Origin of the sequence: Mycobacterium sp. MS1601, assembly GCF_001984215.1 — a bacterium.
In the GTDB taxonomy this organism is placed as follows: domain Bacteria; phylum Actinomycetota; class Actinomycetes; order Mycobacteriales; family Mycobacteriaceae; genus Mycobacterium.
On the sequence record NZ_CP019420.1, the window covers coordinates 3,757,620 to 3,772,111 of the forward strand.

General features: G+C 66.7%; 13 protein-coding genes. 7 read left to right on the forward strand and 6 right to left on the reverse strand.

Going from position 1 to position 14,492, the window contains the following annotated elements:
- Positions 1-238: 238 nt before the first annotated feature.
- Positions 239-706, forward strand: coding sequence for a hypothetical protein (locus tag BVC93_RS18315; RefSeq protein WP_083738720.1), 468 nt, complete (start codon positions 239-241; stop codon positions 704-706).
- Here the strand turns inward: BVC93_RS18315 and BVC93_RS18320 are convergent.
- Positions 692-1,801 (reverse strand): hypothetical protein, encoded by a 1,110-nt coding sequence (locus BVC93_RS18320; protein WP_083738721.1) that lies wholly within the window; start codon positions 1,799-1,801, stop codon positions 692-694. The two genes, BVC93_RS18315 and BVC93_RS18320, sit on opposite strands and share 15 nt — an antisense overlap.
- Before the next feature lie 214 nt (positions 1,802-2,015).
- On the opposite strand from BVC93_RS18320, the gene BVC93_RS18325 reads away from it, so the two are divergent.
- The 3 genes from BVC93_RS18325 (at position 2,016) to BVC93_RS18335 (ending at position 5,658) form a co-directional block, all read left to right on the forward strand.
- Positions 2,016-4,604 carry a bifunctional FO biosynthesis protein CofGH gene (locus BVC93_RS18325; protein WP_083738722.1) on the forward strand — a complete coding sequence of 863 codons (2,589 nt, stop codon included), beginning with the start codon at positions 2,016-2,018 and terminating at the stop codon, positions 4,602-4,604.
- A 60-nt stretch (positions 4,605-4,664) separates the two neighbouring features.
- Positions 4,665-4,997: a hypothetical protein gene (locus tag BVC93_RS18330; RefSeq protein ID WP_083738723.1), complete on the forward strand. Its 333-nt coding sequence runs from the start codon at positions 4,665-4,667 to the stop codon at positions 4,995-4,997.
- Positions 4,998-5,109: 112 nt separating this feature from the next.
- On the forward strand, positions 5,110-5,658 hold the full coding sequence (locus tag BVC93_RS18335; RefSeq protein WP_083738724.1) for a YceI family protein: 549 nt from the start codon (positions 5,110-5,112) through the stop codon (positions 5,656-5,658).
- 15 nt (positions 5,659-5,673) lie between these two features.
- On the opposite strand, the gene BVC93_RS18340 is transcribed toward BVC93_RS18335, so the two are convergent.
- The gene (locus BVC93_RS18340; protein ID WP_083738725.1) at positions 5,674-7,731 is read right to left on the reverse strand and encodes an NADPH-dependent 2,4-dienoyl-CoA reductase; all 2,058 of its coding nucleotides are present in this window, start codon (positions 7,729-7,731) and stop codon (positions 5,674-5,676) included.
- Positions 7,695-8,246, reverse strand: coding sequence for a PadR family transcriptional regulator (locus tag BVC93_RS18345; RefSeq protein WP_083738726.1), 552 nt, complete (start codon positions 8,244-8,246; stop codon positions 7,695-7,697). The genes BVC93_RS18340 and BVC93_RS18345 overlap by 37 nt, the downstream gene beginning before the upstream one ends.
- Before the next feature lie 274 nt (positions 8,247-8,520).
- Between BVC93_RS18345 and fdxA the strand changes: the two genes are divergently transcribed.
- Both fdxA and dapC read left to right on the forward strand, forming a co-directional pair.
- Positions 8,521-8,844: a ferredoxin gene (gene fdxA / locus BVC93_RS18350; RefSeq protein WP_083738727.1), complete on the forward strand. Its 324-nt coding sequence runs from the start codon at positions 8,521-8,523 to the stop codon at positions 8,842-8,844.
- A gap of 3 nt (positions 8,845-8,847) precedes the next feature.
- Positions 8,848-9,945 (forward strand): succinyldiaminopimelate transaminase, encoded by a 1,098-nt coding sequence (dapC, locus tag BVC93_RS18355; protein ID WP_083738728.1) that lies wholly within the window; start codon positions 8,848-8,850, stop codon positions 9,943-9,945.
- Between the two features lie 32 nt (positions 9,946-9,977).
- On the opposite strand, the gene BVC93_RS18360 is transcribed toward dapC, so the two are convergent.
- Entirely contained in the window at positions 9,978-11,144 is a 1,167-nt protein-coding gene (locus BVC93_RS18360; RefSeq protein WP_083738729.1) for a sulfotransferase family protein, read from the reverse strand.
- Positions 11,141-12,220 (reverse strand): DUF1214 domain-containing protein, encoded by a 1,080-nt coding sequence (locus tag BVC93_RS18365; RefSeq protein ID WP_236950018.1) that lies wholly within the window; start codon positions 12,218-12,220, stop codon positions 11,141-11,143. The genes BVC93_RS18360 and BVC93_RS18365 overlap by 4 nt, the downstream gene beginning before the upstream one ends.
- A gap of 74 nt (positions 12,221-12,294) precedes the next feature.
- On the opposite strand from BVC93_RS18365, the gene BVC93_RS18370 reads away from it, so the two are divergent.
- Entirely contained in the window at positions 12,295-12,879 is a 585-nt protein-coding gene (locus tag BVC93_RS18370; RefSeq protein ID WP_083738731.1) for an acyl-CoA-like ligand-binding transcription factor, read from the forward strand.
- Between the two features lie 30 nt (positions 12,880-12,909).
- Here the strand turns inward: BVC93_RS18370 and BVC93_RS18375 are convergent, their stop codons facing one another.
- On the reverse strand, positions 12,910-14,484 hold the full coding sequence (locus tag BVC93_RS18375) for a PucR family transcriptional regulator (protein ID WP_083738732.1): 1,575 nt from the start codon (positions 14,482-14,484) through the stop codon (positions 12,910-12,912).
- Positions 14,485-14,492 lie beyond the last annotated feature (8 nt).

Genomic DNA, 14,492 nt, shown 5'->3' on the forward strand with positions numbered 1-14,492 from the left:
CCGCCCCCTCCACGGTCCCGCCGGTGTCACCCGAACCTACGGCGCCGCCACATGCCGAACCACTGCCGCCGTGACATTCGGGTACCGGTTCGTCACGAATCGGGTAACCGCTACTCGGCCCCTGCCGGCGCACCCAGCAGGTAAGCTCCACGGATCCGGCACCTACGGAAGGGACGACAGTGGACCCAGATCTGGACCCCAATCTGCAGCACTGGCAGGACCGTTTCGACAACCTGCAGTGGGTCATCGGTTCACTGTCCGGTCTGCTGGACAGCATCCCGACCTGAGCATCGCCACGCCTGCCGACCGCGAAGATCCCGCGGCGGCTGATGAATCTGTGCGGGTGGTGATCCTGCTACTGCTCGCGGTGGACGGCGTGTTGTGTGCTGTCGCGGCGGCTCTTCTTCTTCCCTATCGGCTCGGTGGTGTGCCGATGCCGCTGAGCGCGGTGATCGCCGGTCTGCTCAACCTCGCCCTGGTCTGGGCCGCCTCGTACTGGACGACCTCCAACGGTCTTGCCGCGCTGCCGCTTTGGACATGGTTGGCAACGGTGGCCCTGATGACCTTCGGAGGCCCCGGTGGGGACGTCGTGTTCGGCGGCACCGGTGTGCTGGCCTACTCGGCGGTGCTGCTGATCCTCTTCGGCGCCAGCCCGGCCGCTTTCTGGCTGTGGGTGCGCAGCCAGAAGCGCTCAGTCGTCCCCTGACGAATCCGCCGACGGGCTGTCATCGGAGCCGGAGGCCGCGGCAGTGTCCTTTGACGTCTCGGTCTTGTCGGTCGTGGCTTCTGTATCTGTATCTGTATCTGAAACGGCTTCGTCTTTGACGTCCGACTCGGCATCGGCATCGGTGTCGTCGGTCGGCTGATCGGCACCGGTCTCGTCCTCGGCGTCAACCTCGTCTTCGGCAGCCGTTTCGTCCTGGACAGTTTCCTGGTCCTGCTCGGACTCGTCGCCCGGGGCGACGTCGGTCTCGGCAGTGTCGGTTTCGACAGTGTCGGTTTCGACAGTGTCGGTTTCGACGACAGTCTCGCTTTCGGTGTCGACGTCCGTTTCGGTCCCCTCGGACACCGGGACTGCCGGTACGTCCACGGGCTCGGTGGCGATGGTGTCGACCACCGGGGTGGCCTTCGAGGCGTCGGCATCGGTTGCCGGTGCTTGGGACTCCGCGGCGTCGGACGGCTCCGGCGTGGCGAGGGTGGCCGCGGCCAGGGCTACGGAGCCGGGGAAGGGCGGGAACGGCGGAAGCGGCGGGAAGTAGCCCAGCAGCCAGTTGATCTCGCTCTGGATGAAGGCGTTGAAGCCGTCGACAACTCCGTTGACCAGTGTCGACGGGATGGCAGTGAGGTTGCCGTCCAACAGGTAGGCCACGCTCTGGAACCAGCTCTGCACCACGGGTTCGCCGGTGTAGTAGGCCACCATGACCTGGCCGGAGAAGTAGCCGACCACCGGAACCCAACCCACCGCCCAGGTCGCGGTCTCGAAACCCCACTGCACCCACGGCAGGGCAGCAAAGTAGAGGTCCATCAAGTTGGTCCCTGCGGACATCACTCCCGCCGCGGCGCCCACCGAGGGACTCTGCGGCTCGGACCGATCCGTCGGCGCGGGCAGTGCTGCGAGTGCATCGACCAACCCGGTCAGCATCACCGGGGTGGAAACGATCTGTCGATGTGCCGAGGTGGACTCCACGGTGGCGGTGCGGACAGATGGGATTGACGCTGCATTGACCGGTGCCGCAGCCACCGCGCCCACGGTGAAAATCGATACACCGGCCATCAACACCGAACGCGGGGAAATGCCCATTCCAACTCCTCGAAGACCCGTCCCGACCCGCAGTGGACCCGCGTTGTCGCAAACTCTCGAGGAGAATATCTGACGAGTTGCTCATTGCGCGGCGGTCAGCCGGAGGTCGACCCCCGGTGAGTCGCGAGCGCTATTGTGGCGGGCGTGGTGCGTGCCGTCGTTCCAGATAGTGAGACGCGAGGATGAACTGCCAACACCGCGTAGTTACACAGGAGTGGCTCTGAACCAGCAACACGGCACCCAGCTGCCCAGTCCGGTTGTCCCGCCCCGAGCCGGTGTTCCGGCCCAGCCCAGCCCTGCGGCTCTCCGTCGGGTGTTGAGGCGTGCGCGTGATGGGGTGGCGCTCAATGTTGATGAGGCTGCGTTGGCGTTGACGGCGCGTGGCGATGATCTGGCGGATTTGTGCGCTTCGGCGTCGCGGGTGCGGGATGCGGGGTTGGAGTCCGAGGGTCGTCGTGGGCCGAATGGACGGCTGCCGGTGTCGTATTCGCGCAAGGTGTTCATCCCGATTACCCATTTGTGCCGCGACACGTGTCATTACTGCACGTTCGTGACGGTGCCGGGGCGGTTGCGGGCTGCGGGCAAGGGCATGTTCATGGAGCCCGACGAGATCCTCGACGTCGCTCGCCGGGGCGCGGAGATGGGTTGTCAGGAGGCGTTGTTCACGCTGGGGGATCGCCCGGAGGCTCGGTGGCCTGAAGCTCAGCAGTGGCTCGATGAACGTGGGTATGACTCGACGTTGGATTATGTGCGGGCGATGGCGATCCGGGTGCTCGAGGAGACCGGGTTGTTGCCGCATCTGAATCCCGGGGTGATGTCGTGGAGTGAGCTCTCGCGGCTCAAGCCGGTGGCTCCGTCGATGGGGATGATGCTCGAGACCACCTCGCGACGGTTGTTCGAGGTCAAGGGGCAGGCGCATTACGGGTCTCCGGACAAGGACCCGCAGGTGCGGTTGCGGACGTTGACTGATGCGGGCCGGTTGTCGATTCCGTTCACCACGGGGTTGTTGGTGGGGATCGGGGAGACGCTGGCCGAGCGGGCTGAGACCATCCATGCGATCCGCCGGTTGCACAAGGAGTTCGGGCACGTTCAGGAAGTGATCGTGCAGAATTTCCGGGCCAAGGATCACACCGCGATGGCCGCGACCCCGGATGCTGGGATCGAGGACTTCCTGGCCACTATTGCTGTCACCCGGTTGGTGCTGGGCCCGAAGATGCGGGTTCAGGCGCCACCGAACCTGGTCTCTCGCTCGGAGTGCTTGGCGTTGATCGGCGCTGGTGTTGATGACTGGGGTGGGGTGTCGCCGCTGACCCCGGATCATGTGAACCCGGAGCGGCCGTGGCCGGCGCTGGAGGATCTCGCGTCGGTCACCGCGGAGGCCGGCTATGACCTGGTGGCGCGGTTGACCGCGCAACCACGGTATGTCCAGGCCGGTGCGGCCTGGATCGACCCGCGTGTGCGTGCGCATGTTGATGCCTTGGCTGATCCGGACACCGGGTGGGCCCGGCCGGTCACTCCGGTGGGGTTGCCGTGGCAGGAACCCGATGAGGCCGACGAATCGTTGGGGCGGGTCGATCTGCACAGTGCTATCGATGTGCAGGGCCGGCTCACCGAGACCCGCTCGGATCTCGACAGTGCGTTCGGGGACTGGGAATCGATCCGCGACAAGGTCTCGGAGCTGGCCGCCCGCGCCCCCGAGCGCATCGACACCGATGTCTTGGCCGCGTTGCGTTCGGCGGAGAAGGATCCCGCCGGCTTGTCCGAGGACGCCTATCTGGCGTTGGCGACCGCCGACGGCCCGGCCCTGGACGCCGTCACCGCGTTGGCCGACGCGCTGCGCCGTGACGTCGTGGGCGACGACGTGACCTACGTGGTCAACCGCAATATCAACTTCACCAACATCTGCTACACCGGCTGTCGGTTCTGCGCCTTCGCGCAACGCAAAGGTGACGCCGATGCGTTTTCCCTGTCGACTGCCGAGGTCGCCGACCGGGCCTGGGAAGCGCACGTCGCCGGGGCCACCGAAGTGTGCATGCAGGGCGGCATCGATCCCGAACTGCCGGTCACCGGGTATGCCGACCTGGTGCGCGCGGTCAAAGCCCGCGTCCCGGGCATGCACGTGCACGCGTTCTCCCCGATGGAGATCGCCAACGGTGTCACCCGCGCAGGCACCAGCACCCGGGAGTGGCTCACCGCGCTGCGCGAGGCCGGGCTGGACTCCATTCCCGGCACCGCCGCAGAAATTCTCGACGACGAGGTGCGCTGGGTGCTGACGAAGGGCAAACTGCCCACCTCGGAATGGATCGAGGTCATTACCACCGCCCACCAAGTCGGGCTGCGCTCCAGTTCGACCATGATGTACGGCCACGTCGACACCCCCAAACACTGGGTCGGACACCTCAACATCCTGCGACGCATCCAAGATCAGACCGGCGGTTTCACCGAGTTCGTGCCGCTACCGTTTGTGCACCAATCCTCACCGCTGTATCTGGCCGGCGCCGCCCGCCCCGGACCCACGCACCGCGACAACCGCGCCGTGCACGCCCTGGCCCGGATCATGCTGCACGGCCGCATCCCCTCCATCCAGACCAGCTGGGTCAAACTCGGCACCGAACGCACCCAGATCATGCTGCAAGGCGGCGCCAACGACCTCGGCGGCACCCTCATGGAAGAAACCATCTCCCGCATGGCCGGCTCCGAAAACGGCTCTGCCAAAACCGTCGCCGAACTCCACGCCATCGCCGCCGGCATCAACCGCCCCGCCCGCCAACGCACCACCACCTACACCGAGCACGCCGCCTGACCCACGGTCGAGTAGTCCTACGCATGTGGGCGGGCCTGGCCTACGGCGAAGATCGATGGCATGGTCATCGACTCCGAGGCACCCCCGAGCAGCGCATCCTGGGGGTGGTGCGCCGCGGCGGCGCTGTGTCAGTTCTGGGCTGCGGTACTCGCTGTATCGGTATGGGCGACACCGGACTTCGCCACTGATTTCGAGAACGGCACCCGCATCGCCAATGCCGGTTCGTCGGCCACTCTGTCCGCGGTGCTCTCGATCGTCGGGATCTTCTGCGCGTTGGCGGCCATCTTCCGTCCGCGGGCCAGTGCGCTTGCTGCTGGTGCGGGTGCAGTCCTCCTTCTCACGGGCTGTGCCACGGGTTTGTCGGCGCTGCCGCTCATCGGGCACTACGGGTAAGACTTCGGCACTTGCCAGCGGACCGTGGTCCGGAATAGATTCGGACCGGGGTCCGTTTTGATATCCGAGGGTGCCGGGCCCGCCGAGTACCCAACCTGTTCAAGGAGAACCAATGACCACTGCAGCAGCCACCGGCCTCACCGCCGGCACCTGGGCCATCGACCCGGTGCACTCGTCGATCAGCTTTTCCGTGCGCCACCTCGTGGTCAGCAAGGTGCGCGGTACTTTCGGCGCCTTCAGCGGTGCCATCACCGTGGCCGAGGACGGCACTCCGTCGGTAGCCGCCGAGATCGACGTCACCTCGATCAACACCGGCAACGAGCAGCGTGAAGAACACCTCAAGTCCGCTGATTTCTTCGACGTCGAGAAGTATCCCTCGGCGAGCTTCCGTTCCACCGGCGTGCAGTCCAAGGGCGACAGCTACGTGCTCGACGGCGAGTTCACCCTCAAAGGCGTCACCAAGCCCATCAGCTTGGCGCTGGAGTTCAATGGCGTCAACCCCGGTATGGGCCACGGCGAGGTTGCCGGTTTCGAAGCCTCGGTGGTGTTGAATCGCAAGGACTTCGGCATCGACATCGACATGCCGCTGGAGACCGGCGGATCCGTTGTCGGAGAAAAGGTGACCATCACTCTGGAGATCGAGGCGGTCAAGCAGGCCTGATCTCGGCCCGATTCGTCAGAGGCGGGCGGCGAGTTCGGTGCCCTGCTGGATGGCCCGCTTGGCATCCAGCTCGGCAGCCACCGCCGCCCCGCCGATGATGTGCGGTTGGATCCCCAACGCGTGCAGTCCTTTTTCCAGATCACGCACCGACTCCTGGCCGGCGCACACCACAACGTTGTCCACGGCCAGGAGCCGAGACCGCGAGTCGATACTGATGTGCAGGCCGTCGTCGTCGATGCGCTCATAGGTCACTCCGGAAAGCTGCACCACCCCTTTGGCTTTCAGCGACGCACGGTGCACCCACCCGGTTGTCTTACCGAGCTTTCTGCCCTGTGCGCCCGTGGAACGCTGCAGCAGATAGACCTGCCGTAGCGCGGGAGCGGGCAGCGGCGGCACCAGCGCACCGCGGCCGTCCTGCGGGTCGCCGGCGCCCCATTCGGCCTTCCACTCTTTGAGGTTCAGCGTCGGCGACTGGTCGGTGGTCAACAGTTCACTGACGTCGAAGCCGATGCCGCCCGCGCCTATCACCGCCACCCGCTTGCCGACGGGGTGCACGCCGGAGATGGCCTGGGGATAGGTGAGCACCATCGGGTGATCGATGCCGGGAATGTCCGGAAGCCGGGGCGCGACGCCGGTGGCCAGTACCACCTCGTCGAAGCCGGCCAGATCAGCTGCAGCCACGCGAGTGCCGAGGCAGATGGTGACAGCGTGCTTTTTCAGCATCGTCCGGTAGTAGCGGAGGGTGTGGTCGAACTCCTCCTTGCCGGGGATGCGGCGCGCCAGGTCGAACTGGCCCCCGATCGCCTCTGCCGCGTCGAACACCGTGACCTTGTGCCCGCGCTGCGCCAAACCCACCGCCGCCGCAAGGCCGGCAGGTCCAGCGCCCACCACCGCCACCGACTTGACCCGCCGGGTGGGCCCCAACACCAGGGTGGTTTCGTGCCCCGCGCGCGGATTCAACAGACACGACACCGTCTTGTGCACAAACGCGTGGTCCAGGCAGGCCTGGTTACAGGCGATGCAGGTGTTGATCTCGTCGGGCACACCAGCGGCCGCTTTGTTGACCCAATCCGGATCCGACAGCAGCGGTCGCGCCATCGAGATCAGCGCCACTCCGGTGTCGGCCAGGATCTGCTCGGCGGCCTCGGGCATGTTGATCCGGTTGGAGGCCATCACCGGGATGTCGACGTGTTGTGACACTGCGTTGCTGATGTCGACGAAGGCGCCTGCGGGAACCGAGGTGACGATGGTGGGTACCCGCGCCTCGTGCCACCCGATGCCGGTGTTGATGATCGTTGCACCCGCTGCTTCGACTTCCGTTGCCAGCGCCACGATCTCGTCCCAGCTCTGGCCGTCGGGCACATAGTCGGCCATCGACATGCGGTAGCTCAGGATGAAATCCGGGCCGACGGCAACGCGGGTGCGCCGCACGATCTCCACCGGGAACCGGCGCCGGTTGGTCGCGGTACCGCCCCAGCCGTCACGGCGTTTGTTGGTGCGCGGCGCCAGGAACTGGTTCAGCAGATACCCTTCGCTGCCCATGATCTCGACGCCGTCGTACCCCGCTTCGCGCGCCAGCAGGGCGCACCGCACAAAATCGTCGATGGTTCCTTCGACGTCACGCAGGGCCCGCGGCCGGAACGGATTGATGGGGGCCTTGATCGAGGACGCGCTGACCGATAGCGGGTGGTAGGCGTAGCGACCGGCGTGCAGTACCTGCAGCAGTATCTTGGCGCCGCCATCGTGGACGGCCGCGGTGATTCGGCGGTGCCTTCGTGCTTGTGACGACGACACCAGCTCCGCGGCGAAGGGGAGCAGCCAACCGGTCCGGTTGGGGGCGTATCCGCCGGTGATGATGAGGCCTACGCCGCCGCGGGCCCGTTCGGCGAAGTAGGCGGCGAGCCTGTCGGTGTCGCGTCCTCGGTCCTCCAACCCGGTGTGCATGGATCCCATCACCACGCGGTTGCGCAGGGTGGTGAAGCCGAGATCCAACGGCGACAACAACTTCGGAAATGCAACAGCTTCTGGTAACACCTTCAGCCTCCCAGCCCGGTCAGCACCTCGTCGAGCCATTCGATCGAGTTCGTCTCGGCTCGGATGCCGCCCCGCAGCACCAGGTACTGGTGCAGTTCGCCACCGGCGAGGGTCGACGGCTCGGGAAACTGCTGTTTTTCGAAGCTGCGGTAGGTGTGCAGCAGCGCGGCATGTTCGGCCCTCAGGCCGATCACCTGCTGGCGCACCGCGGACACATCGCCGAACTCGGCTCCACGCAGCTTGACAGCCAGGTCGCGGGTTCGGGTGTCGGTGACTGCACTGCCCCGGCCGGTCAACGGTTCGGCGATCCAGCGGCGCAGTTCGGCGCGGCCCGCGGCGGTGACGGCGTACTCCTTCTTGTCCGGGCGCCCCTGCTGCTGCACCGGCGTCACCCGGACCCAACCGTGCTCCTCCATGACCCGCAGAGTCCGATAGATCTGCTGGTGGGTGGCACTGAAGAAGTAGCCGATGGAGCGGTCGAAGCGGCGGGTCAGTTCGTATCCCGAACCGGCCTGCTCACGCAGCGACACCAGGATCGCGTGGGGGAGAGCCACTGTCGCAGAGTATGCGGTACCAGCGGTCCTATGCAACAGGGTGCAGTGCACTCGCGTGCATAGCCGCGGCAGGTTGCGCAACTTGTATATGCGACGTCTAGTATCAGTAAAAGCGTGTCCTGGCAATCAAGGTGCGCAAGTTAGGGCACACTGGCACAGTTGTCCGGTTTCAGCCCCCGGATACTTGTCACACCCACCGAGAACGAGATCCACCAGAAACTGAGTACGAACGCCCATCCCGCCAGATAACACTGACAGGAGCCGAGGAGACCCCGTGACATACGTGATCGCTCAACCCTGCGTCGACGTCAAAGACAAGGCATGCATCGAGGAATGCCCCGTCGACTGCATCTACGAGGGCGCACGCATGCTGTACATCCACCCCGACGAATGCGTGGACTGCGGCGCCTGCGAACCCGTCTGCCCGGTCGAGGCCATCTTCTACGAAGATGACGTTCCCGATGACTGGAGCAGCTACGCGCAGTCCAACGCCGACTTCTTCTCCGAACTCGGCTCACCCGGTGGCGCGTCCAAGGTCGGCCAGACCGATCACGATCCCGCCGCCATCAAGGAACTGCCGCCGCAGGGCGAGGACTGAACCCTGACCCGGGTCTCAGCGCTCCTGCCGGTCTTCCCGTGGGACACCCTCGCGGATGTCACGGCCACGGCGCGTGCGCATGCAGGCGGCATCGTCGACCTGTCGGTAGGCACCCCGGTGGATCCGGTGGCGCCGGTCATCCGCGAGGCACTGGCTGAGGCCAGTTCCGCCCCGGGCTACCCCACCACGGCAGGTACCCCCGCCCTGCGCGCATCGGCCGTGGCGGCGCTGCGGCGCCGGTACGGCATCACCGCGCTTGCCGAGAGCGCGGTGCTGCCGGTGATCGGCACCAAAGAGCTGATCGCGTGGTTGCCGACGCTGCTGGGGCTCGGAGCCGACGACCTGGTGGTGGTGCCGGAGCTGGCCTACCCCACCTATGACGTGGGAGCGCGACTCACCCGGTCGTCCGTGCTGGCCGCCGACTCGCTGACCCAGATCGGTCCGCAGACACCAGCGCTGGTCTTCCTCAACTCACCGAGCAATCCGAGTGGCCGGGTGCTCGGCGTCGAGCACCTGCGCAAGGTGGTCGGCTGGGCCAGGGAGCGGGGCGTCGTGATCGCCTCCGACGAGTGTTATCTGGGGCTGGCATGGGACGTCGAGCCGCTGTCGGTGCTGCATCCCGACGTGTGCGACGGCGATCACACCGGTCTACTGGCCATTCACTCGCTGTCGAAGACATCGTCGCTGGCCGGCTACCGCGCCGGTTTTGTCGCCGGCGATCCGGCGCTGGTCAGTGAGCTGCTGGCGGTGCGCAAGCACGCCGGGATGATGATGCCGGGGCCGATCCAGGCCGCGATGGTGGCCGCCCTCGACGACGACGGGCACGAAAAAGAGCAGCGCGAGCGGTATGCGCGCCGCCGCGACGTGTTGTTGCCCGCGGTGCGAGCCGCCGGCTTCACCGTGGATCATTCCGAGGCCGGGCTGTACCTCTGGGCCACCCGCGACGAACCCTGCCGCGACACCCTGGCCTGGTTCGCCGATCGCGGCATCCTGGTGGCGCCGGGAGAGTTCTATGGCGCCAGTGGATCTCGCCATGTCAGGATCGCGCTGACCGCCACCGACGAACGTATCGAGGCGGCAGCACAGCGGCTCGCTGGTTAGCCGAACGGCGAGCCGGGAGGGCCGGCGCTACTTCACCGCAGTCGCTCGTCCGGCACGCCGTAGCGGTCCTGGTAGCCGCGGACGCGTTCCCGGACCTCGCCGGCGTCGAGTCCGGTGTCGGCCCAGGTGTAGCGGCCCACCCCACCGTCGCCCGGATGGGCGGCCAGGTGCTCGCGCATCGCCAGTTCGACGTCGGGCCGCAGCTCCCGGCCGAGTTGCTGGTAGACGGACTTGACCGTGGTCCAGGGGTCGCGGATGAAGTCGTTGAACAGCACGTCGATGACCTGTAAGCCAGTAGTCTCACGCACCCGCATCTCCCGCTCGAGACCCACGATGATCTCTTCGTAGGACTGTGCCGCACATTCGGCGATGGTGCTCTCGTCGGTGGCCATGCGGCGCAGGTGATGGGTCAGCGCGCTGATCGAGGAGATGACGTTGAGCGGGTCGCGGTGGGTCTGCACCACCACGGCGTCGGGGTACTCGTCCAGCAGCGTGTCCAGCTGCCACAGATGCGCCGGTGATTTCAGCAGCCATTGCCCGGGGACGCCGGATTGCAAGTGCTGCAAGAACATCCGGTGAAACCGGTAAGCGCCGGAATGGTCGGCGTCGTACAGCAGCCACTTGTAGTACGTGGGCAGCCGGTATTGCACCGAGAAGATCATGCTGGCGAACTGGCTGCCGAAGATGCGCACACACTCCTGTCCCATGCGGGCGCCCATCGGGTGCAACGCCAGCAGCCCGGGTGCGATCTGTTCGGAGAGATCGATACCGGCCTGCGTCGTTGCGATCCGCGGATCGTCGCGATAGGTCTGCGGCTGGGGCGGCGGCACCGGGTTGTCCACCTCCCAGGTCAGGGGAGCGCGGAATTCGGGATCCAGGGACAGCAGGTCGTAGAGGATGGTGGTACCGGTGCGCGGTTGCCCGACGATCACCACCGGCTGCTCGATGCGCTGTTCGGCTACCTCGGGATGGGCCTTGCGCCAGGCGAACATCTGCAGTCGGTTGACCAGTGCGCGCACCACGTCGGCATGGGCAATCTCGACGCCCAGCGGAGACAGTTTGGCCTCGTTGACCAGTCCGTCGCACAGCAGCTCCAGGCCGTCACTCCAGCCATAGGCGTCGCCGAAGTTGCGGCCGCCCGCGGCGTCGCACGCAACATCGATCAGCTCGTCGGGATCAAAGCGGTCGTGCAGTGTCATGCGTTGTCTCCCTTGTGAAGTGTGACCTCTACAGTGGGTGCGGCCGGGTTGTCGAGCCAGCGCACCACCACGAATCCGCGGTGTCGTCCGCCGGTGTCGAGCCAGTGCCCGTACCCGAAATCTCCTGCGGAGATGGCGATCCGCACCACGCCGTCGGCGTCCGGGGTGACGCCCTTGTTGGTGACGGAGCTGTGTCGGCGGCGGGGCTCGATGCATTCGTGCCAGATGTTCTCCAGCGCCACGTTCCAGTACCGGGTCTGAGGAGCTTCGAACTTCAGCAGCAGCGTCTGGTCGGGCTCGAGGCGGAACATGCCGAGCATGTAGAGGTTGTCGGGGGTGGTCTCGGCGGTGCCGAGTGCGGCGGCTTCGGCGGTGATCAGCGTGTTGGGCGCGCTGAGCAGCTCCGGGGCGATGGTGCGGTGCAGTGTGGTGAGCTTGAGGATGGTCCAGGCCATGGCGGTGAACTGGTCAGCTACCGCCGCATCGGTCACCGGAGTGGGGGGCGGCAGCTCGACGGCGGAGATGTCAAGGGTTGCCGGGACCTCCGTGGTGGGGTCGGCGATGTACTCGCGGACGACGATCGAGGACGCGTCCTCGGGGATCTCGATCCACAGGGAGTCGCCGATATCCGCGGGCTTGTGGTGGGAGAACACGAGTGTGAAGGCGCCGGCGGGCAACTCGGTGTCACTGACATAGGCCGCCATCCGGCGGGGGGTGAGGCCGGTGCCGGCGAGGACCTGCAGGCCCAGGTAGGCAGTCGTGCCCCTGGTCCCGGTCACGCGGTAGGCCCGGGTGCCGTCGATCATGGCCAGGTGGTAGCTGCCGTCGGGATTGGGACCGCCGACCATCCGAGTGGGTGTGCACATGTCGAAGAAGTGGGGGTGGTCGGGATCGGCCTCGACCGACAGTTGGGCGCACAGTGCCGACACCTTGGCGACCACGCGCAGGCCCTCCGCGAGCTCGGCTTCGGACTCCGCATCCCGCATCACGATTTCGGTGACGTCGGACAGCATCTTCTGCACCAGATTCCACGAGTGTCGCGTCAGCGGCGCCGAATTGTCGCTATCGTCAGCCATGCGAGACAGCATCTCTCACGAGACTCCGTCTCATATGCGTTTTTGGTGGATTTGCTGGCACGTATAGTTGTCCGATGCCCCAGAGTCTGACTCTGTCTGAACGCAAACGCGTGGCGAACCGAGAGCGCATCGCGTTTGCCGCCGCCTCGCTGGTCCTTGCCAACGGGCTGTCGGGAACCACCGTCGAGCAGATCTCCGACAGCGCGGAGGTGGGACGAGCGACGTTCTTCCGCTACTTCAACTCCAAAGAAGCCGCCGTCGCGGAGGGCATCTCGCGACAGTGGATGGACCTGATCACCGCCGCGGTGGCCGCGGCCCCCGCCGAGTTGTCCGCCAGCGAGACGGTGCTGGCTGCTTTTGTCCAGTTGGCAGAGGGCTTCGAGGCCATCGACGCCCAGGTGCGTGACCTTGCTCAGTTGACCCGCACCTCGCCGGCGCTGAGCGCGTGGACCCTGCAGGTGTACGTGGGATACGAGACGGTGATCGCCGACCTGGTGGCGCCGCGGTTCGCCGATCTCCGCGCCGACGATCCGCGGCCTCGACTGCTGGGAGCCCTGGCCATGGCGTCAGTGCGCATCGCACTCGACGACTGGCTGGATCACGGCGGGTCGCTGCCCGAACGGGTGCAGTCGGCGCTGGGCGCGCTGACGGTCAGCTGATTGCCCGCTCGCCGATGCGGCGGGGCCTGGCTAAGCGGGAACGGCGCGCAGACTCAGCGAAAGCACCAGGCGCACATCGGGATCCGCCAGTGACGTGGTGAGTATCTCCTCGATGCGGCGGACCCGGTACCGCACGGTATTGGGATGCACGTGCAGTTCGCGCGCAGCCGCGGCCACATCGCCGAAACTGTCCAGGTAGCAGCGCAACGTCTCGGCCAGTGCGGCATCCGTCTCGCGCAGCAGTCGCACCCGCGGATCGATCAGGTGCTCGTTGGCACTGAGGAACGTCACCATCTCGTCGAGCAGTACCGTGGTTCTGGCCTCGGCCAACGACGTCACCGAGCTGCGCATCCCCGGGTGGCGTGCCGCGCTGTCGAGCACGCGGTCCACCTCGGTACGTGCGCTGCCCACTGCGGTCAGACCCGCCACCGGCGCCGCGATCACCGCCCACAGCTGCAGCCCCAGTTCGGTACGCAGCGCGGTGATGGTGCCGCGAATCCAGGACATCACCGCTGCCACCCGCGAGGTCCGGGGGAACAGCACATACACCCGTGACCCGTGTGGAGCCACCTGGGCGTCCGCGCGAAACGCACTGGCGCTCAGCGCCAGCACCTCGGCCAGCCGTGGCGTGGCTGTCGAGGTGTCGAAACCGATCAAAGCCGCCCGGCCGTCGTCGGCTATCCCCAGTTCGCGGGCCACCGCCGCCACATCGACGTCGTCGTCTCGCAGACCCAGCAATTCGTGCAACCGCACGGTGTGGGTGGACGGGGTGGTGGTCAGCCGCGACATGATGCGTCCGGCCAGCACCGCGGCACCGCGCAGCACGTCCTCGGCGTCGTCGGCCAGTGGTCGTGAGCCCTGTTGCACCCAGATGGTGCCGGCGAACTGTGGGGCACGCCTGCTGTCGGGATTCGGTGGGCGGACGCCGACCGCCAGCCGGGGTCGCAGCCCCAACTCGGGGCGCTCGGCCACCCGCACCACCTCGTCGCTGGAGCGCAGCGCGTCGAAGATGCCCCATTTTCCGATCCAGGCCAGGTGTTCGGCGGGTCCGGCCCGGCCGAGGATCGACAACCTGCGCAGCTCGTCGGCCTCGTCGTTGGATGCCGAGTAGGCCAGCACGTGGGATTCGGAGTCCTCGATGCTCACCATGCCGTGAGTGCGGTCCGCGATGGACTGAGCCAGCCCGAACAGATCGGTGCCCGACTCGCCCAGCGAATCACCGTGGTGGTCGAACACGTGGATGATCAAGCGGTACAACCGTTCCCACCGGGCGCGGGGGTCGACAGCCACCACTGCGGTCCCGGCCGCTGTGGCGGCAGCCACCAGTTGCTTCGACGGTTGCTTGATGAACACCGCGATGGGTGCGCGGTCGCGGGTCTGCTTGCGCAGCCAGTCCACCGCGTCGTCGTCGCCGAGTCCCAGCAACAGGAACACGTCTGCGGACCTGGCGGCCTTCGCCAGGCCCAGCCGGACATCGTCGGTGTCGATCAGCGCCGCCGATCCCACCGCGGCATCGAGGCCGCGGGGTGCCTGCACCAGGCTGACCATTGTGGCGTCGAGCGCCAGGAGCAGCTGGCCCAAGCCGAGGCCGGCCGCGGAACCCATTGGCCGAT